The organism is Streptomyces sp. B6B3 (assembly GCF_039871525.1).
Classification (GTDB): Bacteria; Actinomycetota; Actinomycetes; order Streptomycetales; family Streptomycetaceae; genus Streptomyces.
Genome location: NZ_JBDPLU010000002.1, coordinates 1 through 23,625, shown reverse-complemented (window position 1 = coordinate 23,625; position 23,625 = coordinate 1). Strand labels below are relative to the sequence as shown.

The window sequence follows — 23,625 nt, the reverse complement described above, 5'->3', positions numbered from 1 at the left end:
CGCCGACAACGGAGGGGAGACCATGGAGAGTCGGCCCGGGCACTCGCTGCCCCTGTTCGACAGCCAGGAGGGCATCTGGCTGGCGCAGCGCATTCAGGGCTCCGGCAGCGCGTACACCATCTGCCACCGCGTCGACATCCGCGGGCCCGTGGACCCGGGCGTCTTCGAACGCGCCCTGCACCGGGTCGTCGCCGAGACGGAGATCCTCCGGGCGCGCTTCGTGGAGGACGCGGACGGGGTGTCGCAGGTGTTCGGGCCGGTGCCCGACCACCGACCGCGGTTCGTCGACCTCACCGCCGAGGAGGACCCGTGGGCCGCCGCCGACACGATCGTCCGGGCCGAGGCGCGCCGACCTGAGGACCCCACGGGCGACGAGCTCTTCTCCTTCATCCTGTTCCGCCTCGCCCCCGACCGGCACGTGTGGTTCCAGCGCTACAACCACCTCCTCGTCGACGGGTTCGGCTACGCGCTGGTCAGCCGCCGGGTGGCGGAGGTCTACACGGCGCTGACCCGCGGCGCGCCCGTCCGGCCCGCCGAACACACCCCGCTTCGCGAGCTGTTCGAGCGGCAGGCCGCCTACCGCGAGTCGCCGCGGTACGCCCTCGACCGGGACTACTGGCACGAGCACCTCGCCGACCGGCCCGAACCCCCCGGCGTGCCCGGCTACGGCCCGCCCGCCGCGCGGGGCGCCGCCGCCCGGGACGAGGCGGCGGATCCGCTGGCCGCCAGGTCCCCCCTGGCGCCCGACGTCGCGGCCGCCCTGCGCGCGGTGGCCGGCCGCCTCGGCACCCGGCCCTCCCGCCTCACCATCGCGGCGCTCGCCGCGTTCGTCGCCCGGCTCTCCGGCTCCGACGAGACGGTCCTCAGCCTCCCCGTCACCGGACGCGTCGACGACGAGGCGCGGCGCACGCCCTGCGTCCTGTCGAACCTGCTGCCGCTCCGGCTGCGGGCGGGCGCCGCCACGCGTTTCGCCGACCTGGCCGACCAGGCCCACCGGGCGGTGGACGACCTGCTCCGCCACCAGCTCTTCCGCGGCGAATGGCTGCGCCGGGAGCTCGGCTGGCCCGGCGGCGACCGGCGGCTCTTCGGCCCCGACGTCAACATCCTGCCGAGCGGTGGCGATCTCGACTTCGCCGGGCACCGCGGCATCGTCGACGACCTCACCGAGCGCCACGTCGAGGATCTCGGCCTCATCGTCTCCGGCGGGTCGGACGGGACGGGACCGCGGATCGCCCTGGAGGCCAACCCCGCACGCTACGACCGGGACTGGGTCGAGGCCGCCGGCCGGTCCTTCCGCACCCTCCTGACGCGGATAGCCGAGGACCCCGGGCTGCGGCTCGACCGGATCGACGTGTGGCAGGACGGGCCTCGGCGCCGGGTCGTCCAGGGCTGGAACGGCACCGCGCCGCCGGTGCCGTCGGGCACCTGGCTGGAGTCGTTCACCAGGCGCGTGCGGCGGTCGCCCGACGCGGTGGCGGTGCGCTGCGGGCCCGAGGCGCTCTCGTACGCGGAACTGGCGGCCCGCGCCGACCGGCTGGCGCGCCACCTGACCGGGCTGGGCGTCGGCCGGGAGTGCCGGGTGGGGCTGTGCCTGCCGCGCGGGGTGGACGCGGTCGTGGCGATGCTGGCGGTGTGGCGGGCCGGCGGGGCGTTCGTGCCGCTGGACCCGGCGTACCCGGCCGAGCGGCTGGGCCTCGTGGTGGCCGACAGCGAGGCCGTGTTGGTGCTGGGCACGCCCGAGACGCTGGCCCGGCTTCCGGTCGGCGCGGCGCGGGCCGTGCCACTCGCCGAGGCCGAGCGCGCGGCCGCGGCGGAGCATTCCCCCGGCCCCGGCGGACCGGGAGACCTCACCGACGGACCGCCTGAGGTGCCGCTCGACCCCGACCAACTGGCGTACGTGATCTACACGTCGGGTTCGTCGGGCCGGCCGAAGGGTGTGGCGGTGTCGCACCGGGGTCTGGTGAATCTGGCGGTGGCGATGCGTCCGGTGCTGGGTGTGGGTGAGGGTGTGACGGCGTTGCAGTTCGCGTCGTTCAGCTTCGACGCGTCGGTGTTGGATGTGGTGACCACGTTGGCCGCGGGCGGGACGCTGGCGATCGCCGCGGGCGTGGAGCGGGGTGATCCGGCGGCGTTGGCCGCGATGATCCGCGGGGCGGGCGTTTCGGTGGCGAGCGTGGTGCCGTCCTTGCTGGGCGTGCTGGATCCCGATTCGGTGCCGGGGGTGTCGCGTTGGGTGTTGGGCGCGGAGCGGCTGTCCGCCGATCTGGCGTCCCGGTGGGCCGGCCGGGCGGGGGTGTGGAACACCTACGGGCCCACCGAGGCCACCGTCATCAGCACCGCCACGCCGGCGCCCATCGACCCCGCCATCGCACCGGCGGACCCGGCCCCGGCCATCGGCCGGCCGATCGCCAACACCCGGGTCTACGTCCTGGACGGCTTCCTCCAGCCCGTGGCGCCCGGCCTGGTCGGCGAGGTCTACGTGGCCGGCCCGGGCCTGGCCCGCGGCTACGTGGGGCAGCCCGGCCTGACGGCGGAGCGGTTCGTGGCCTGCCCGTTCCTGCCGGGCCAGCGGATGTACCGGACCGGTGACCTCGCCCGGTGGAACGCCGCCGGCGAGGCGGAGTTCGTCGGCCGGGCGGACGCCCAGGTGAAGGTGCGCGGCTTCCGCATCGAACTCGGCGAGATCGAGGCCGTGCTGACCGCCCACCCCGACGTCGCCCAGGCCGCCGCCGTCGCCCGCGACGACCTCGGGGACAGCCGGCAGCTGGTCGGCTACGTGGTGCCCGCCTCGGCCGGCATCGACCCGGAGGCGGCGCGCGCGATGCGGGAGTACGTCGCCGGGCGGCTGCCGGAGTTCATGGTGCCGGTGACCGTGGTGGTGCTCGACGCGCTGCCGTTGACCCCCAACGGCAAGCTCGACCGGGCCGCCCTGCCCGCGCCCGAGGCCGCGGGCGGGCCCGCGGGCCGGGACGCCGCGACGCCGGCGGAGGAGCTGGTGTGCGGGCTGTTCGCCGAGGTGCTCGGCCTGGAACGGGCGGGCGCCGAGGACGACTTCTTCGCGCTCGGCGGTGACTCCATCCTGGCCATGCTGCTGGTGTCGAGCGCCCGCCGGGCCGGCCTGGTCATCACCTCCCACCAGGTGTTCCGGCTGCGTACCCCCGCCGCCCTGGCGGCCGTGGCCGGCGCGGCGGACGACGCGACGCCCGGCGGCGGGGAGCCGGGGGTGGGCGAGGTGCCGTTGACCCCGGTGATGCGGGAACTGCTCGGCCGCGTCGGCCCCACCGGCGTGCGGGACGTCGTGCAGACGGCCGTGGTGTCCACCCCGCCGGGACTGGGTGTGGACGCGGTGGTGGCGGGGCTGGGTGCGGTGCTGGATCGGCATGAGGTGTTGCGGGCGCGGTTGGAGGTGGAGCCGCGGGCGCGTTTGGTGGTGCCGGGGCCGGGCGGGGTGCCGGTGGCGTCGTGGGTGCGGCGGGTTGACCTTCCGTCGGGGTCGGAGGGTCTGCGGGCCGCGGTCGCGGAGCAGGAGCGGGCGGCGGTGGGTCGGTTGGATCCGCGGGCCGGGGTGATGGTGCAGGTGGTGTGGTTCGACGGTGGGCCGGGGGTTGGCGGGCGGCTGTTGGTGGTGGCCTGTCATCTGGTGGTGGACACGGTGTCCTGGCGGGTGTTGGTGCCGGATCTGGCGGAGGCGTGTGCGGCTGCCGCGGAGGGTCGGGAACCGGTGTTGGAGCCGGTGGGCACGTCGTTCCGGCACTGGGCCCGCGCCCTGTCCGCCCAGGCGGAGAGCCGGGAACGGCTCGCGGAACTCCCCGCCTGGACGCGGCTGCTCGCCGGCGCCGAACCGGCGCTGACCGTCGAGCCCGTGGACCCGGCGCGGGACGTGGAGTCGACGGTCCGTCGGGTGTCGGTGACGGTTCCGGCCGAGGTGACGGCGGAGCTGCTGACGCGGGCTCCCGCCGCGTTCCACGCCGGCGTGGACGACGTGCTGCTGGCGGGGCTGGCCGCGGCGGTCGCCGAATGGCGGGGCCGGGACGCGGCCGGCGGGTTCCTGGTGGACGTGGAACGACACGGCCGGGTCCCGCTCGACGGCCGGACGGAGCTGTCCCGGACGGTCGGCTGGTTCACCGCCACGCATCCGGTCCGTCTCGACGCCGGCGGAATCGACCCGGCCGACGTGCGGGCGGGCGGCCCGGCCGCCGGCCGGCTGCTGAAGCGGGTCAAGGAGCAGGTGCGGGCCGTGCCGGGAGACGGCCTCGGCCACGGCCTGCTGCGCCACCTCAACCCCACGACCGAGCCGGTGCTCGCCGCGCTCCCCGCCGCCCGGATCGGCTTCAACTACCTGGGCCAGGTGACCGGAGCGGGCGGGGCGCACAGCGCTGCCCGGGCGCCGGTGATGCACGCCCTGGAGATCCTCGGCGTGGTCGGCGAGAGCCGGCCGGAGGCCACGTCCGGGGCCGCGGGGCCCGGGACGGGGCCGGTGCTCACGCTGACCCTCGCCTGGCCCGAACGGCTGTTGGCGGAGCCGGACGCGCGGGCCCTGCTGGACGCCTGGGCCGCGCTGCTGGCCGGCCTCGTCGCGCACGCCGCCCGGCCCGGCAGCGGCGGCCACACCCCCTCCGACTTCCCCCTCGCCGCGATCGACCAGGCACACGTCGACGAGTTGGCGGCCAACGCGGCCGGCCTGGCGGACGTGCTGCCGGTCTCGCCGCTGCAGGAGGGCCTGCTCTTCCACGCCCTGTTCGACGAGCAGGGCTCCGACGTCTACGTCGAACAACTCGTCGTCGGCCTGGCGGGCCCGCTGGACGCCGCGGTGCTGCGGGCGTCCTGGCAGGCGCTGCTGGACCGGCACCCGGTCCTGCGGGCCGGATTCCGGCAACCGGCCGGCGCGGACCGGCTCTTCCAGGTCGTCGCCCGGGACGTGACACTGCCGTGGCGCGAGGAGGACCTCGCCGGCCTGGACCCGGAGGCGGCACGGGCCGAGGCGGAGCGGATCGGCGCCGAGGAACGCGCCCGCGGCCTCGACGTGACCCGACCGCCGCTGCTCAAGGTGGCGCTGCTCAGGGTGGCGCCCGCCCGCTACCGGATGGCGATCACGCTGCACCACCTCGTGCTGGACGGCTGGTCGCTGCCGATCCTGATGCGGGAGCTGTGGGCCGTCTACGCCGCCGGCGGCGCCACCGCCGGCCTGGCCCCGGTGACGCCCTACCGCGACTACCTGGAGTGGCTGGGCCGGCAGGACCAGGAGGCCGCCCAACGGGCCTGGTGCGCGGCGCTCGACGGCGTCACGGAACCCACGCTCGTCGCCCCCCACGCCTCGCGGTCCCGGTCCGGCCTCAACCGGGTGCTGGCCGCCGGGTCGGGCGGGCGGCTGGCGGCGGCGCTGCGGGAGACGGCCAGGTCGTGCGGGGTCACCGTCAACACGGTGGTCCAGGTCGCCTGGGCGATGGTCGTGCGCCACCTCACGGGACGCCGGGACGTGGTGTTCGGCGCGACCGTGGCGGGGCGGCCGGCGGAGCTGCCGGGGATGCGGGAGATGCTCGGGCTGTTCCTCAACACCGTCCCGGTCCGCGTGCGCCTCGACCCGGCCCTGACCCTGGACGAACTGCTGGGCCAGGTGCAGGCCCAGCAGTCGGCGCTGCTGGACCACCAGCACCTCGGGCTCGCCGAGATCCAGCGGCTCGCCGGACCGGGCGCGGTCTTCGACACCCTGCTCGCCTTCGAGAACTTCCCCGGCGACCTCGCCCAGGAGCCCTCCGCCGACGGCCTGACCATCACCGACACCCAGCTGCGGGAGTCGACGAACTTCGCCATCGCCCTGGGCGTGATCCCCGCGGACGAGTTCACGTTCCGGCTGGACTACCGCACCGACCTGTTCGACGCCGACACCGCCCGGAGCCTGCTGGACCGCCTGGTGCGCGTCCTGGACCGGATGGCCGCCGATCCTCCCCCGGGCCCCGGCGGGCCCGGGAGGTGCCCCCAGGTCCGGCTGCGCGACCTCGACCCGCTCGCCGAGGCCGAACGGGCGCTGCTCTCGGAGTGGAACGACACGGCGCGGCCGATCCCGCCGGGCACCTGGCTGGAGTCGTTCACCAGACGCGTGCGGCGGTCGCCCGACGCGCCGGCGGTGCGCTGCGGCTCGGCGTCCCTGACGTACGCCGAACTGGACGCCGAGGCCAACCGGCTGGCGCGGCACCTGCTCGCCCTGGGGGTGGGGCCGGAGTCCCGGGTGGGCCTGTGCCTGCCCCGCGGGGTGGACACGGTCACCGCGATCCTGGCGGTCTGGCGCGCCGGCGGCGCGTTCGTGCCGCTGGACCCGGCGTACCCGCCGGAGCGGCTGGCCGCCGTGGTGGCCGACAGCGGCGCCGACGTGGTGCTGGCCTCGGCCGCGACCGCCGCCCCGGCGCGGCGCGCGGCGCCCCGGACGGTGCTGCTCGACGAGCCGGACACGGCCGCCGCCATCGCCGCGCGGCCGGCCCGGCCCGTCGACGCGGCGCCGGATCCCGACCAGTTGGCCTACGTGCTCTTCACCTCGGGTTCGACAGGCCGGCCGAAGGGCGTGGCGGTCGCGCACCGGGGCCTGGCCATCCTGGCCGAGGCGATGCGTCCGGTGCTCGGGGTGGGCGAGGGCGTGACGGCGTTGCAGTTCGCGTCGTTCAGCTTCGACGCCGCCGTGCTCGACATCGTCACCACCCTGACCGCGGGCGGCACGCTGGCCATCGCCTCGGACGAGGAGCGCGCCGACCCGTATCCGCTGGCGCGGATGATCCGCGAGGCGGGCGTGTCGGTGGCGAGCGTGGTGCCGTCCCTGCTGGCGGTGCTGGACCCGGAGTCGGTGCCCGGGGTGTCGACCTGGGTGGTCGGCGCCGAGCTGCTGACCTCCGACCTCGCGTCCCGGTGGACGCCGCGCGCGCGGGTGCACCACGCCTACGGGCCCACCGAGGCCACCGTCATCGCCACCACGACGCCGGTGCGCGGGGACATCGCGCCCGAGGACGCGCCGCCGCCGATCGGCCGGCCGATCGCCAACACCCGGGTGTTCGTGCTGGACGACTTCCTTCAGCCGGTCTCGATCGGGTCCGTGGGCGAGGTGTACCTCGCCGGCCCGGGCCTGGCCCGCGGCTATGTGGGGCAGCCCGGTCTGACGGCGGAGCGGTTCGTGGCCTGCCCGTTCCTGCCGGCTGGGGGCACCTCCCAGGCCTCCCAGGCCGGGGGGAGGATGTATCGCAGCGGCGACCTGGCGAGGTGGTCCGCCGACGGGCAACTGCACTTCGTCGGCCGGGCGGACAACCAGGTCAAGCTCCGCGGCTTCCGCATCGAGCCCGGCGAGATCGAGGCCGTCCTCGCCGCCCACCCCGACGTCGCCCAGGCCGCGGTCCTGCTCCGGGAGGACCCACCCGGCCCCCAGGACCCGGGGGACGCCCCCCGGCCCGGCGAACCCCGGCTGGTCGGCTACGTCGTTCCGCTCGGAGGCGGGCTCGACCTCTCTGAGGTCCGGCGGTACGTCACCGACCGGCTGCCCCCGTACATGGTCCCGGCGACGCTGACGGCGCTCGACGGGCTCCCGTTGACCCCCAACGGCAAGCTCGACCGCGCGGCGTTGCCGGCCGTCGAACCGGACGGCGACCGGACGGGCCGGGACGCCGCGACGCCGGCGGAGGAGCTGGTGTGCGGGCTGTTCGCCGAGGTGCTGGGCCTGGAACGGGCGGGCGCCGAGGACGACTTCTTCGCGCTCGGCGGTGACTCCATCCTGGCCATGCTGCTGGCCTCCGGCGCCCGCCGGGCCGGCCTGGTCATCACCTCCCGCCAGGTCTTCGAGTGGCGGACGCCGGCGGCCCTGGCCGCGGTCAGCGAGCCGTTGGACGGCGGCGCCGCGATCGATGCCGGGGAGCCGGGGGTGGGCGAGGTGCCGTTGACCCCGGTGATGCGGGAACTGCTCGGCCGCGTCGGCCCCACCGGCGTGCGGGACGTCGTGCAGACGGCCGTGGTGTCCACCCCGCCGGGACTGGGTGTGGACGCGGTGGTGGCGGGGCTGGGTGCGGTGCTGGATCGGCATGAGGTGTTGCGGGCGCGGTTGGAGGTGGAGCCGCGGGCGCGTTTGGTGGTGCCGGGGCCGGGCGGGGTGCCGGTGGCGTCGTGGGTGCGGCGGGTTGACCTTCCGTCGGGGTCGGAGGGTCTGCGGGCCGCGGTCGCGGAGCAGGAGCGGGCGGCGGTGGGTCGGTTGGATCCGCGGGCCGGGGTGATGGTGCAGGTGGTGTGGTTCGACGGTGGGCCGGGGGTTGGCGGGCGGCTGTTGGTGGTGGCCTGTCATCTGGTGGTGGACACGGTGTCCTGGCGGGTGTTGGTGCCGGATCTGGCGGAGGCGTGTGCGGCTGCCGCGGAGGGTCGGGAACCGGTGTTGGAGCCGGTGGGCACGTCGTTCCGGCACTGGGCCCGCGCCCTGTCCGCCCAGGCGGAGACCGAACGACGCCTGGCCGAGCTGCCGCGGTGGACCTGGATCGCGGGAGACCGCGAGCCGGCGCTCACCGCCGAGCCCGTGGACCCGGCGCGGGACGTGGAGGCCACGGTCCGTCGCGTGTCGGTGACGGTTCCGGCCGAGGTGACGGCGGAGCTGCTGACGCGGGTTCCCGCCGCGTTCCACGCCGGGGTCGACGACGTGCTGCTGGCGGGGCTGGCCGCGGCGGTCGCCGAATGGCGGGGCCGGGACGCGGCCGGCGGGCTCGTGGTGGACGTGGAACGACACGGGCGGGTCCCGTTGGCCGAGGGCATGGACCTGTCCCGGACGGTCGGATGGTTCACCGCCATGCACCCGGTGCGGCTCGACGCCGGCGGGATCGACCCGGCCGAGGTGCGGGCGGGCGGCCCGGCCGCCGGCCGCGTCCTCATGGACGTCAAGGAGCAGGTGCGGGCCGTGCCGGGAGACGGCCTCGGCCACGGCCTGCTGCGCCACCTCAACCCCACCACCCAGCCGACCCTGGCCACCCTGCCCACGCCACCGATCGGCTTCAACTACCTCGGCCGGCTCGACGTCGACGCGCCCGGCCGGGGCGCCGCCGGCCGCGACTGGTCGGTGACCGACGAGGGCACGCCCGGCGGCGGGGTGGCCGGCGCGTTCCCGGTCCTGCACGCCCTGGAGATCCTCGGCGCCGTTCGCGAGAGCGAGACGGGCACGGGGCCGGTGCTCACGCTGAGCCTGGGATGGCCGGAGCGACTGCTCGACGAGGCGGACGCGCGGGCCCTGCTGGACGGCTGGGCGGCGATGCTGGCCGGCCTGGCCGCGCACGCCGCCCGGCCCGGCAGCGGCGGCCACACCCCCTCCGACTTCCCCCTGGTCGAGCTGACGCGGAGCCACCTCGCGGAGATCGAGGCACGGGTCGCCGACCCGGAGGACGTGCTGCCGGTCTCGCCGCTGCAGGAGGGCCTGCTGTTCCACGCCTCGTTCGACGAGCGGGGCGGCGCCGACGTCTACGTGGAGCAGCTGGTCATCGGACTGGCGGGCCGGCCGGACCCGCGGCTGCTGCGGGCGTCCTGGCAGGCGCTGGTCGCGCGGCACCCGACCCTGCGCGCCGGCTTCCGGCACCTGGACGGCCTGCGGCGGCCGGTCCAGGTGATCGCCCGGGACGCGACGCTGCCGTGGCGCGAGGAGGACCTCGCCGGCCTGGACGCGGAGGCGGCGCGGGCCGAGGCGGAGCGGATCGGCGCCGAGGAACGCGCGCGGGGCTTCGACCTGGGCGCGCCGCCGCTGCTGCGGGTGGCGCTGCTGCGGACCGGCGCCACCGGGTACCGGATGGCGATCACGTTGCACCACATCGTGCTGGACGGCTGGTCGCTGCCGATCCTGATGCGGGAGCTGTGGGCCGTCTACGCCGCCGGCGGGGACGCCGGCGGCCTGGCCCCGGTGACGCCCTACCGGAAGTACCTGGAGTGGCTGGGCCGGCAGGACGGGCGGGCCGCCCGCACGGCGTGGCAACGGGCGCTGGCGAGCGTCGCGGAGCCCACCCTGGTGGCGCCGCTCGCGCCGAGCACCGCGTCGGGCCCGATCGGCGTGCTGACCGCCGAACCGGGCGAACGGCTGGCGACGGCGGTGCGGGAGACGGCCCGGTCGTGCGGGGTCACTGTGAACACGGTGCTCCAGGTCGCCTGGGGCGTGGTGGTACGAGGGCTGACCGGGCGGCGGGACGTGGTGTTCGGCGCCACGGTGGCCGGACGGCCGGCGGAGCTGCCGGGGATGCGGGAGATGCTCGGGCTGTTCCTCAACACCGTCCCCGTCCGCGTGCGCTTCCACCCCGCCGACGGCCTGGCCGACGTGCTCGACCAGGTGCAGTCCCAGCAGTCGGCGCTGCTGGACCACCAGCACCTCGGGCTCGCCGAGATCCAGCGGCTGGCGGGGTCGGGCGCGAGCTTCGACACGCTGCTGGCGTTCGAGAACTTCCCCGGCGACCCCCGGATGCAGCCCTCGGTCCCCGGCCTGACCGTCACCGACGCCGCGCTGCGCGAGTCGACGAACTTCGCGCTCGCCCTGGGCGTGAACCCGGCCGAGCACCTGAGCCTCCGGCTGAACTACCGCGCCGACCTGTTCGACCCGGACACCGCCCGGAGCCTGCTGGACCGCGTCGTGCGGGTGCTGGACCGGATGGCCGCCGACCCTCGGGTCCGGCTGCGCGACCTCGACCCGCTCGCCGAGGCCGAACGGGCGCTGCTGCTCACGGGGTGGAACGACACCGCGGCGCCGATCCCCACCGGGACGGTGGCGGAGCTGGTCCGGGCCCACGCGACGCGCTCGCCGGACACACCCGCGGTGCGCTGCGGGGCCGAGGCGCTGACCTACGGAGAACTGGCGGAGCGCGCGGACCGGTTGGCGCGGCGCCTGCTCGCCCTGGGGGTGCGCCGCGAGTCCCGGGTGGGGCTGTGCCTGCCCCGCGGGGTGGACATGGTCGTGGCGATGCTGGCGGTCTGGCAGGCCGGCGGCGCCTACGTGCCGCTCGACCCCGACCATCCGGCCGACCGGCTCGGCTACCTGGTCGCGGACAGCGGCGCCCAGGTGGTGCTGGGCACCGCGGACTGCCTGACCCGGCTGCCGTCGAACGTCGGGCGGGCGGTGACGCTGGAGGACGCCGAGCGGGTCACCCCGTCGCGGCCGTCCGGGCCGTTGCCCGGAGTGCTCGATCCCGGCCAACTGGCCTACGTGATCTACACGTCGGGCTCGACCGGCCGCCCGAAGGGCGTGGCGGTGTCGCACCGGGGCCTGGTGAACCTCGCGGCGGCGATGCGTCCGGTGCTGGGCGTGGCGGAGGGCGTGACGGCGTTGCAGTTCGCGTCGTTCAGCTTCGACGCCGCCGTGCTCGACATCGTCACCACCCTGGCCGCGGGCGGCACGCTGGCCATCGCCTCCGAGGAGGAGCGCGCCGACCCGTATCCGCTGGCGCGGATGATCCGCGAGGCGGGCGTCTCGGTGGCGAGCGTGGTGCCGTCCCTGCTGGGCGTCCTGGACCCCGAGCTGGTCCCCGGCATGGCGAACTGGGTGCTGGGCGCCGAGCTGCTGACCGCCGATCTGGCCTCGCGGTGGACGCCGCGCGCCCGGGTGTGGAACACCTACGGGCCGACCGAGGCCACCGTGATCGCGACGGCCGTTCCGCTCGACGGGGACATCTCTCCGGAGGACGCGCCGCCGCCGATCGGCCGGCCGATCGCCAACACCCGGGTGTTCGTGTTGGACGACGTGCTCCAGCCGGCACCGGTCGGGTCCGTGGGCGAGGTGTACCTCGCCGGCCCGGGTCTGGCCCGCGGTTATGTGGGGCAGCCGGGTCTGACGGCGGAGCGGTTCGTGGCCTGCCCGTTCCTGCCGGCCGGGGGCACCTCCCAGGCCTCCCAGGCCGGGGGGAGGATGTACCGGACCGGGGACCTGGCCCGCTGGTCCGCCGACGGGCAGCTGCACATCGCCGGCCGGGCCGACGCCCAGGTCAAGCTCCGCGGCTTCCGCATCGAACTCGGCGAGATCGAGGCCGTGCTGACCGCCCACCCCGACGTCGCCCAGGCCGCCGCCGTCGTCCGCGAGGACCACCCGGGAGACCGACGCCTGACCGCCTACGTCACCACCGCGGGGCGGACCGTGGACCCGAGCGAGATACGCGCCTTCGCCGCCGCCCGGCTGCCCACCTACATGGTCCCCGCCGCCGTCGTGCCGCTCCGCGCGCTGCCGCTGACCCCCAACGGGAAGGTGGACCGCGCGGCGCTGCCCGAGCCCGGCGCCGCGGCCACCGCCCGGGACCCCGGAGACCCGGGCGGCGAGCCGGCCCCGGCGGCCGGCAGCCACGAGCCCACGCCCCAGGAGGTGATACTCCGCTCCCTGTTCGCCCAGGTCCTGGGCGCGCCCGAGGTCGGCGCCGAGGACAGCTTCTTCGATCTCGGCGGCGACTCGCTGCTCGCCACCCGCCTGGTCAGCCGGGTGCGGTCGGTGTTGGGCGTGGAGATGTCCAACCGGATGCTGTTCGAATCCCCCACCCCCGAGCTGCTGGCCAGGCGGCTGACCGAACTCGGCGCCGCCCGGCCCGCGGTGGTGCCGGCCGAACGCCCCGAGGTGCTGCCGATGTCGTCCGGGCAGCAGCGAATGTGGTTCCTCGACCGGCTGGCCGGCCCCGACGCCGCCAACAGCATCCTGCTGTGCCTGCGGATGCGCGGCCGGCTCGACGTTCCGGCGCTCCGCACCGCCTGGGCCGACGTGGTGGGGCGGCACGAGCCGCTGCGCACCGTCTACGGGGAGGTGGACGGCGTCCCGTACCAGCGGGTGCTGGCCGAGGTGGCGGCCGGGACCCGGCTGGCGACCGGGTCGCCGCGGGAGCACGAGCTGGCGGCGGTGCTCGCGGCCGAGGCCGCCCGCGGGTTCGATCTCGCGTCCGACGTGCCCTGGCGGGCGACGCTGTACGGCACCGGGCCCGACGCGCACGTGCTGCTGGTGGTGCTGCATCACATCGTCGCCGACGGCTGGTCCATGGACGTGCTGACCCGGGACCTGGCGACCGCGTACGCGGCGCGGGCCGCCGGCCGCGCCCCCGACTGGGCGCCGCTGCCGGTGCAGTACGCCGACTTCACGCTCTGGCAGCGCGGGCTGCTGGCCGACGACGGGAACCCGCTCAGCCTCTTCGGCAGCCAACTCGCGTACTGGACCGGGGCGCTCGCCGATCTGCCCGACGAGCTGGAGCTGCCGACCGACCGGCCGCGCCCGCCGGTGGCGAGCCACCAGGGCGGCCGGGTCGCCGCCGTCACCTCGGCGCGGACGCACCGGCGGCTGCGCCGGCTCGCCGGCGACTGCGACGCGACCATGGCGATGGTGACCCAGGCGGCGCTGGTCGCGCTGCTGTCCCGGCTGGGCGCCGGCGACGACATCCCCCTCGGCTCGCCGATCGCCGGCCGCGTCGACGAGTCGCTCGACGACCTGGTGGGGTACTTCCTCAACACCCTGGTGCTGCGCACCGACGCCGGCGGCGACCCGGCGTTCGCCGAGCTCGTCGCGCGGGTCAGGGAGACCGACCTGGCCGCCTACTCCCACCAGGACCTGCCGCTGGAACGGCTGGTGGAGGCGCTCAACCCCGACCGTTCGCTGTCCCGGCAGGTGCTGTTCCAGGTCAGCTTCGCCTTCCAGAACACCCCCGCCTTGCCGCATGTCCGCGACGCCGACCTCGGCTTCCCCGGCCTGGCGGTGCGCCACGAGCCGGTCGGGACGTCGGCCACCCAGTTCGACCTGTCGCTGCTGGCCCGCGAGCTGGAGGAGGCGGACGGGGCGCCCGCCGGGCTGGCCTGCGACCTGGAGTACGCCACCGACCTGTTCGACGAGGCCACCGTACGGCGGCTGGCCGACCGCCTGGTCCGGGTGCTCGACCAGGTCGCCACGGACCCGCGGCTGCGGCTCGGCGACCTGGACGTGCTGGACGAGGCGGAGCGCGGCCGGCTGCTGGGGGAGTGGAGCGACGCGGGCCGGCTGGCCGGCTCCGGACCGCTGGCCGAACTGGCCGAACTGGCCGAACGGCTCGGCGGCGGGCGGCCGGGCCCGGGCGACGACACGCGGCTCTACCTGCTGGACCGGCACCTCGCGCCGGTGCCGGTCGGCGTGCTCGGTGAGGTCTACCTGACCGTGCCGGCGCCGGCGCCGGGGTCCGAGGGGCCGGCGGCGGTGCAGCGGCTCGTGGCCTGCCCGTTCCTGCCCGGGACGCGGATGTGCCGGTCGGGGCAGCTGGCCCGCTGGACGGCGGAGGGCGAGTTGGTACTCGCCGGACCGGCCGTCGCCCGGGCCACGTCCGGCACGTCCCGCGCGGGCCGCGCCGGGCCCGAGCCCGGCCGGCCGGCCGCCGACCGGGGCCCGCGGACCGAGACCGAGCACGCCGTCCACCGGATCTGGCGCCAGGTGCTGGGCCGAGCCGACCTCGGCATGCGGGAGAAGTTCTTCGACATCGGCGGCACCTCGCTGACGCTGCTGACCATCCGGGCGGAGCTGGCCCGGCTCTGCGGTGACGGCGAACTACCGGTCGCGCTGTTCTTCGAGCACTCGACCATCGAGTCGATGGCCGAACTGGTCGACCGGCTCAGGCTCGCGGCCGTCCCCGACGAGCACAGCTATGAGTTGTGACGAATCCCGGTCCGTCCCGGATCGTTCGAGCATGGGAGAAGTGGATGAGGAAGGACGACGTCGCGATCATCGGGAGCGCCGGGATCTTCCCGGCGGCGGAGGACCTGGAGACGTTCCACGCCAACCTGCTGTCCGGGCGCGAATGCGTGACCGCGCCGGGTGAGGACCGGGTGCGCTCCGGCGACGACGACCCCGGCGAGCGCTACCTGAACATGGGATACCTCGACCGGATCGACCTCTTCGACCACGAGCTGTTCGGCCTGACGCGCCGCGAGGCCGAGCAGATGGACCCGCACCAGCGGCTGCTCGTGCAGCTCACCCACCAGGCGATCGAGTCCGCCGGCTACGCCCCGACGCGGCTGCGCGGCGCCGCGGCGTCGGTCATGCTGGCCGCGATCGATCCGGGCGCCGCCGTCCCCGACGCGGACCGTGACGTGGAGACGATGCTCGGCACCTCCACCGCCGCGCTCGCCGCCCGGATCGCCTATCTCTTCGACCTGCAGGGGCCGGCCCTGGTGGTCGACACCGCGTGCAGCAGCGGCCTGACCGCGCTGAGCCTCGCGGTGCGGCAGGTCCGCGGCCGGGAGGTGCCGTTCGCCGTCGTCGGCGCCGTCAACGTCTTCCCGCGGCTGGTCAGGAGCGCCGACTGGATCCCGATGCAGAACCTGGAGTCCACCGACGGGCGGTGCCGCCCGTTCGACGCGGGCGCCAACGGCCTGGCGGCCGGGGAGGGCGGCGGCGTCCTCGTGCTGAAGCTGCTGTCCGAGGCGGTCGCCGACGGCGACAACGTCCTCGCGGTGCTCAAGGGCATCGCCGTCAACCACAACGGGTTCCGCGCCGCCAGCATGGCGGCGCCCAGCCAACTCGGCCAGGCCAACGTCATGACGCAGGCCTGGCGGGACGGGGACGTCGACGCCGACAGCATCGGCTACGTCGAATGCCACGGCTCCGGCACCCCGTTGGGCGACGTCGTGGAGGTGGAGGCGCTGAACCGGGCCTTCGCCGACGCCGGCGGGACCGGGCGGGAGTGCGCCATCAGCTCCGTGAAGGCCAACATCGGCCATCTGGGCAACACCGCCGGCCTGGCCGGCCTGTTCAAGGTGATGTCGGCGCTGCGGCACGGCACCCTCTACCCCGCGGTCAACTTCACCGAACCGAACCCGCTGATCGACTTCTCGGGCCCGGTGTACGTGAACACCGAGGCGCGGCCCTGGCCGAGCGACGCCACCGGCCCGCGCCGGGCCGGCGTGAGCAGCTGGGGCCTGACCGGCACCAACGTGCACGCCGTGCTGGAACAGGCCCCGGTCCTCGCCCGCCGGACCGCGCCCGGCGGGCCACGCCCGGAACTCGTCACCGTCTCGGCGAAGTCGGCCGCGGCCCTGGACCGCTACCGGACCCGGCTGGCCGAGTTCGCCGAGACCACCGACCAACCGCTGCGCGCCGTCGCGCACGTCCTCAACCGGGGCCGCGACGACCACCCCTACCGGTTGGCGGTGACCGCCGGCGGCACCGGGGAACTCGCCGAACGGCTGCGGACGGCGGCCGTACCGGAGCGGCCCTGCGCCGACGCGCCGCGCGTCGTGCTGTTGTTCTCCGGGGACGCCCTGCTGGACGACGCCGTGTGGCGCCGGCTGCTGGCGGAGTTCCCCGTGCCCGCCGAATGCGAGGAACTCGACGCCGCCGCCGAACCGGCCGGCCGGCTGGTGGCCCGGCAGTACGCGCTCTACCGCGTCGCCGAGACGCTGGGCCTGACGAACGTCGCCCTCGTCGGCTCGGGAGCCGGCAACCTGACCGTGCGCGTCGTCCGCGGCACCACGACGCTCGCCGCCGCCGTCACCGAGGCGGCCGCGACGCCGCTCGCCGCCGACCCCGACCCGGCGCGGCTCAAGGCCGCGGTGACGGGCTTCGTCCGGGACGGCGCCCTCCTCGTGGAGATGGCGCCCGGCGGCGTCCTGGCACGGGAGATCGGCGGCCTCGCCCCCGAACTTCCGCTAGTCGACCTGGTCGTCGACGGGTCCCGCGCGGGCGTGCTCGGCATGCTCGGCCGGCTGTACGCGCTGGGCGCCCCGCTCGACTGGGACCGCCACTACCGGGACGTCGCCACCCCGCGCATCGAGGCCCCGACCTACCCGTTCGAGCCGACCAGGTGCCGGATCACCGCGCCCCGCCCGGCCGCGACGAACCCCGCCCCGGCCGCCGCACCCGCCCCGGCGGCGCCGGCCGACCTCGCCACCATCGAGCGCCGGGTCGCCGAGGTCTGGTCGGAGCTGCTGGAACAGCGGGACGTCGGCCCCGACTCCGACTACTTCATGCTCGGCGGCACCTCGCTCGTGGGCGTCGGCATGCTCCGCCGCCTCCAGCAGAGCTTCGGCGTAGAGGTCACCTTCGCCGACCTCTACGCCCACCACACCGTCCGCGCGCTGGCCGCGCGGCTGCACGCCCTGGCCGCCGAACGCGGCGAGACGCGGGACGCCGAGCCGATCGCGCTGCTCGAACGCGGCGGCCCGCTGCCGCTGTCCCCGGGGCAGGAGGCGCTCTGGTACCTCGACCAGATCAACCCGGGCAGCCCGCTGTACAACGTGCCCACGCCGATGCACCTGGTCGGCCCGCTCGACGAGGCCGCGCTCCAGGACGCGCTCGTGGACATGGCCGAGCGGCACGAGACGCTGCGCAGCGTCTTCCTGACCGACGACGGCGGCGTGCCCTACCTGCTGCCGACCGCCATCGAGCCGCTGCTCAGCGTCGTCAACCTCAGCCGGCTGCCCGCCGAACGGCGCGGCGAGCGGGTGCGGGCCCTGATCCGTCAGTCGGTGTCCATCCCGTTCGACCTCACCAGGGACACCCCGGTGCGGGCGATGCTCGTCCGGCTGGCCGAGGAGGAGCACGTCCTGGTCCTGACGTACCACCACATCGTCTTCGACGGCGGCTCGCAGCCGCTGTTCGGCCGCGACCTGGGGGAGTTCTACCGGGCGCGGAGCACCGGAACCGAGCCCCGGCTGCCCGAACTGCCCGTCCAGTACCAGGACTACGCCGCCTGGCACCGCGCCCTGCTGGCCGGGCCGCGGCTGGAGCGCGGCCTGGAGTTCTGGCGCGCGGAACTCGACGGGCTCACCCGCCCCGAACTGCCCCTGGACCACCCGCGGCCGGAGCGGCAGTCCTACGCGGGCGACATGATCACGTTCGTCGTGGACGCCGAACTCGCCGAACGGGTGCGCGACTACAGCCGCCGCAACGGCGTCACCACCTTCGTCACGATGCTCGCCGCGCTCGACTCGCTGCTGCACCTGTGGACGGGCCACACCGACGTCGTCGTCGGCGTCGCCACCTCGGGCCGGATCCACCCCGACGTGCAGGACCTGATCGGCTACTTCAACAGCATCCCGCCGTTCCGCACCGGGATGAGCGGAGACCTGCCGTTCGACGAGATCGTCCGCCGGTGCGCGACCACCGTCGCCGGCGTCCTGGACCACGAGGAGATCCCGCTCAACCGGATCATCGCCGCCGGCCGGGCCCCCCGCGACCTGGCGCGGCACCCGCTGTACGACGTCACGTACACCTACCAGAACGTGCCGCGGTACGAGCCCGGCATGGGCGCCCTGGAGAGCACCCGCTTCGTGGACACCGAGGTCGGCGGCACCGTGCCCGGCACCGCGAAGTTCGACCTCACCTTCGCGCTCGTGGACGCCGGCGCCGGCCCGATGGACGGCGAACTGGAGTACGCGACGTCGCTCTTCGACCGGTCCACCGCGGAGCGCCTCGCCCGCTGGTTCCCGGCACTGGTCGCGGCGGTCATGGCAGAGCCGGACCTGCCGCTCGCGGAGATCGGACCCGAGGCCGCGTCCGCGGAAGGACCGGCACCGGCACCGGCACCGGAGCCGCTCCCGCCGGCCGCGGAGCCGGCCTCCGCCGCCGCGCCGTCGCCCGCCGCGGAGCGGGCGCGGGAGGTGCTGCTGCGGCTCTTCGGAGAGCTGATGGAGTCGGACGAGGTCGGCGCCGACGACGACTTCTTCGCCCTCGGCGGCGATTCGGTGATCTCCATCCGCCTGGCGGCCCAGGCCCGCCGCCACGGCGTCCGGATCAGCCAACAACAGGTCTTCGAACTCCGCACCCCCGCCGCGATGGCCGCGGCGGCGACCGTCGACCCACCCCAGCCCTCCGCCACGGCGCCGGCCGTCGACCCCGCCACGGGCGCGACCCCGCAGCCCGCCGGGGGCCTGACCACGGGGCACCCCGCTGCCCCACCCACGGCCCCCGCCGAGGGCCTCACCGCGGGGTCGGCCGTGGATCCGACCGTGGGCTTGCCCACGGAGCCCAGGGCGCGCCTGACCGCGCAGCCCGCGCCGGTGCCGACCGCAGGGCCCGCCACGGCCCCGCCCACGACACCGGCCGTGGACCCACCCACGGCCCCCGCCACGGGCGGACCCGCGCAGCGAACACCGGCCCGGGCCACGGCCCCGCCCACCGCGAAGTTGACCGCGCAGCCGGTCGTGGACCCGACCACCGGGCCCGCCGCAGGCGGACCCGCACAGCCCGCCGAGGGCTCGACCGCGCGGCCCGCCGTGGACCGGCTTACGGCGTCCGCCGCAGGCGGAGCCGCACGGCCCGCCGTCCCGGATGCGGCCCGGGACCCGGAAAACGTCCCGGCAAGGGGCAGCGTGCCGCTCACCCCCGCGATGCGGGACTTCGTGGAACGGGCCGGTGCGCCGGGGCGTTTCACGCAGTCCGTCGTCGTGACCACCCCCGCGGGTGCCGACCACGCCACCCTGACGGCGGCCGTCCGGGCCGTGGCCGGGTGCCACGAGATGCTGCGGGCCCGGCTGGTCGCCGCCGGCCCGGTCGCCGACCCGGGCACCTGGTCGCTGACCCTGCCGGCCGATCCCGACGAGCCGCCCGCCGTCGAGGTGAGCCGGGTGGACGCCACGGGCCTGGACGCGGCGGCGCTCGACGATCTGGCGGGCCGCGAGCGGCAGGCCGCGGCCGGTCGGCTCGATCCGTGGGGCGGGGAACTGGCGCGGTTCGTCTGGCTGGACCGCGGGCCGGCCACCGCGGGCCGGCTCGTCGCGGTCGTGCATCATCTGGTCGTCGACGTCCTGTCCTGGCCGGCGCTGCTCGCCGACCTGGCGGGCGCGTACGCCGCGCTGGCCGCCGGCCGGCCGGCGGTGCTGCCGCCGGTGCGGACCTCGTTCGCGCGCTGGGCGCGGGCGCTGGCCGCGCACGCCGAGGCGCCGGCCCGGCGGCTGGAACTCCCCGTCTGGCAGCGGACCCTCGCCCCCGGTGCGGCGCTCCTCGGCGGTCGGGAGCTCGACCCCGCCCGCGACACCGCAGGCAACGGCAGGGCCGCCACGGCCCGGGTGCCGGCCGCGGTGACCGCCCGGTTGCTGGCCGACGCCCCCGCGGCGCTCCGCGCCGGGACCGGCGACCTGCTGCTGGCCGCGCTGGCCGCCGCGGTGGCCGAGCGGCAGGCGGCCCGTGGCGCGGCGCGGGAGCCCGTGGTGGTCGAGGTGGAGAGCCACGGCAGGGAACCCCTGACCGACGACATGGATTTGTCCAGGACCGTCGGCTGGTTCACCGGCCTCTACCCCGTGCGTCTCGACCCGGGGCCGGTCGACCTCGCCGAGGCCCGCGCCGGCGGCCCGGCCGCCGGGGAGATCGTCAGGCGGATCAGGGACCAGCTCGCCGTCGTCCCCGGCAACGGCCTCGGCTTCGGCGCGCTGCGCCACCTCAACGCCGAGACCCGGGAGACGTTGGCCGCCCTGCCGGCCCCGACCGTCGGGTTCAACTACCTCGGGGAGCTGCCGGGCGCCGGGCCAGCCCCCGAGCCCGCCCCCGGTGACCCGGAGCCGCCCTGGCGGCTGCTCGAAACCGACGGAGACGTGGCGGAGACCACACCCTTCGCCCACGCCCTGGAGGCCAGCGGCGTCGTCCGGCACGACGGACCCGAGGGGCCCGAGTTCGACCTGTCGCTGTTCGCCTCGCGGCACCTGGTCGACGAGGCCGAACTGCGGGCCCTGTGCGAAGCGTGGGTGGCGCTGCTCACCGGACTGGCCCGGCACGCGTGCCCGGAGCCCTCCGGGACGGACGACACGCCGCCTCCGCCCGACGACGACGACCGACCGGGACCCGGGGACTTCCCGCTGGTCTCGTTGAGCCAGTCCCAGATAGACCTCCTGGAAGCGGAGTACGGCGCGTGAACGGCTACCTGCGGACCACCGCCACCCACCTGCCGGGTCGCGTCGCTCTGGCCGATCTGCCGGAGCTCGCCGAGCAGGACGAGCGGGAACGCGCGGCGTGCCAGGCGCTCGGTATTGAACGGGTGGCGGTCGCGGAGGATCTGACGGCGGTGGACCTCGCGGCGCGCGCTGGTCGGCAGGCGCTGGCCGCGGCTGGTCTCGAGCCTGGCCAGGTGGATGGCGTGGTTCTCGTGGAGTCCCGGGCGCCGGAGGCGCTGTCCAGTTCCGAGGCGACGCGGTTGCAGGCGGAGTTGGGTGCGGACCGGGCTTGGGCGTTCTCGGTGGGTGGTCTTGGTTGCGCTTCGGTGGTGCCGGCGTTGCTGACCGCGTCGGGGTTGCTGGCCGCTGATCCGCATGCCTCGCATGTTTTGGTGGCGCATGGTAGTAAGCCGGTGACCACCCGGCGTTATCGGCATCCGGTGACCGTCAACGGTGACAGTGGTCAGGCGGTCCTGGTCTCTCGGGATGGACCGTTGCGTGTCCGGGATCTGTTGTTGGAGACCAATGGCGGTTACTGGGACCTGTTCCGGGTGGATTATCGGGCGGGTCCCCAGGAGCGGTGGCGTGAGGAGTGCACGGACCTGCCGCGTTATTCCTTTGCGTTGGCGGTGGAGTCCCGGAAGCGTGTGGCGTCGTTGACGCGGCGGCTGTTGGAGCGTAACGGCGTGGATCGTGACCAGGTCGCGTGTTGGGTGGGGCAGAACCTGTCGCTGGCGGCGTTGCGGGTGGTCGGGGAGTCGCTGGATGTGAAGGTGTCGCAGGTGTGTGCCGAGAACCTGCGGGAGTACGGCCATCTGGGTCCCAATGATGCGTTGTTGAACCTGGAGACGGCGATGGCGCGTGGTGAGGTGCCGGAGGGTGGCTTGGCGGTGGTGCTGAACATGAGTCCGGTGGCGGCGTGGAGCGCGATGCTCGTCGAACACGGCACGGGGGGTGGCGGAACCCTGCTCCTCTAGCCGACCAGTGCACCTCAGCGACACACAGAGATGGGGGACGACCTTGCCTCAGCAAGCGACTGATGAGATCACCGGCAGGATCTTGGAGTTCCTGTCCGCCGCCACTGGCGGGCGGGAGCTGGCGGTGGATCAGGACTATGTGGCGGAGGGGTTGATCGACTCGTTACTGGCTCTGGAGTTGGTGACCCAGGTTGAGCAGCTCTTCGATGTCGAGGTCGATGTGGCGGATCTCGACCTGGACAACTTCCGTACGGCTGGGCGGATCGCCGCGTTCGTCCGGCGCAAGCGCGGCGAACCGCAGCCGAAGCCGGGGCCGGCCGATGGCTGAGTCCATGGACCCGGCACGGCCTGCGGCGCTCGCCGCGGTGGTCGACTTCGTGGAGGGTGTGCGGGGTGACGCCGGCGCTTGGGATCGTGCCGGTGCGTTGCCCGCGGAGGTGGTCAAGGCGGTCGCGGCGGCCGGGTTGCTCGGCGCCGATGTGCCCCGTGGGTATGGGGGTGCGGGTCTGAGCGCGCGGTCGCTTGGTGAGGTCTGTGCTCTGTTGGGTGGGGTGTGTAGCGCGTTGCGTGGTCTGGTCACGGTCCAGGGGATGGTGGCCGCGGCGTTGTTGCGTTGGGGTACGGATGAGCAGCGGGCGGTGTGGTTGCCGGCGTTGGCTGGTGGTGACCGGCTTGCGGGTTTCGCGGCCACGGAGGCGGGCGCGGGCAGCGATCTTGGTGCGCTGGGGGCCAGCGTGGTCCGGCACGGGTCCGAGTTCGGGTTGACCGGGCGCAAGGTGTGGGTGACGTTCGGGGAACTCGCCGACGTCTTCCTGGTGATCGGCCGGCTCGATGAGGGGTCGGGCGCGCGGATGGTGGCCCTGCTCGTCGACGCCGACCGGCCGGGTGTGGCGGTGGAGCCGGTGCGTGATCCGTTGGGGATGCGTGCCGCGCGGTTGGCGCATGTCGCGTTCGATGATGTGCGGGTCCCGGCCGGGCGGCTCGTGGCCCCGCCGGGTTTCGGGCTGAGCCATGTGGCGGCGACGGCTATCGATCATGGGCGGCACACGGTGGCGTGGGGCTGTGTGGGTATCGCGGAGGCGTGTCTGGCCCTCGCGGTCGAGCATGCCGGCCGCCGTACCCAGGGTGGTGTTCGGCTCGCCGATCACGAGGCGGTGCGGGCGGTGTTGGGTCGGGCCAGGGTGGCGGCGTCCGGCGCGCGGCTGATGTGTGCGCACGCCGCCGGGTTACGGGACGGTCGGTCGCCCGCCGCGTTCGCCGAGACGGTGGTGGCCAAGTACGCGGCTGCCGAGGCCGCGGCCCGGGTCAGTCAGGACGCGCTGCAGTTGCACGGCTCCGCGGGTTGTGGTGCCGACAGCGCGGTCGGGAGGCATTTCCGCGACGCGCGGATCATGCGGATCATCGAGGGCTCCCGTGAGGTGGCCGAGGTGCGGATCGGGGACCTCGCACTCCGCCACGGCCAGCCGGCCAGCCGGCCAGCCGGCCGGCGGGTCGCGGGGCCTCTGAGGAGGGAGTGACGTGATGTCGACCGGCATGTCGACCGGTACCGCGCAGCATCCGACCGTCAAGTGTCTGGTCTGGGATCTGGATGACACCGTGTGGGACGGCGTGGTCGTGGAGGGTGACCCGGCGCGGCCCACGCCGGCGGCGTTGGCGGCGTTGGCGGCGCTGGATGAGCGCGGCATCCTGCACGCGGTGGCGAGCAGGGGTGACCACGACGTGGCGCACGCGCATCTGACCGCGCACGGGCTGGCCGAGTACTTCTGCGCGTTGGAGATCGGGTGGGGTGCGAAGTCCGAGGCGGTGCGGCGGATCGCGAGCA

General features: G+C 75.4%; 5 protein-coding genes and 1 pseudogene. All 6 read left to right on the top strand.

The features are described from left to right. The first annotated feature begins 22 nt into the window (after positions 1-22). Positions 23-14,617, top strand: coding sequence for an amino acid adenylation domain-containing protein (locus ABGB06_RS04465; protein WP_347585495.1), 14,595 nt, complete (start codon positions 23-25; stop codon positions 14,615-14,617). A gap of 44 nt (positions 14,618-14,661) precedes the next feature. Beyond that, positions 14,662-20,808, top strand: a complete 6,147-nt coding sequence (locus ABGB06_RS04460) for a condensation domain-containing protein (RefSeq protein ID WP_347585493.1) — start codon at positions 14,662-14,664, stop codon at positions 20,806-20,808. Beyond that, positions 20,805-21,803: a 3-oxoacyl-ACP synthase gene (locus tag ABGB06_RS04455; RefSeq protein WP_347585491.1), complete on the top strand. Its 999-nt coding sequence runs from the start codon at positions 20,805-20,807 to the stop codon at positions 21,801-21,803. Before ABGB06_RS04460 ends, ABGB06_RS04455 begins: the two co-directional genes overlap by 4 nt. An 82-nt stretch (positions 21,804-21,885) precedes the next feature. Further along, positions 21,886-22,131: a phosphopantetheine-binding protein gene (locus tag ABGB06_RS04450; protein ID WP_347585489.1), complete on the top strand. Its 246-nt coding sequence runs from the start codon at positions 21,886-21,888 to the stop codon at positions 22,129-22,131. Then, positions 22,124-23,320 carry an acyl-CoA dehydrogenase family protein gene (locus ABGB06_RS04445; RefSeq protein WP_347585487.1) on the top strand — a complete coding sequence of 399 codons (1,197 nt, stop codon included), beginning with the start codon at positions 22,124-22,126 and terminating at the stop codon, positions 23,318-23,320. The genes ABGB06_RS04450 and ABGB06_RS04445 overlap by 8 nt, the downstream gene beginning before the upstream one ends. A gap of 4 nt (positions 23,321-23,324) precedes the next feature. Continuing rightward, positions 23,325-23,625, top strand: a pseudogene (locus ABGB06_RS04440) (hypothetical protein); the annotation flags it as partial.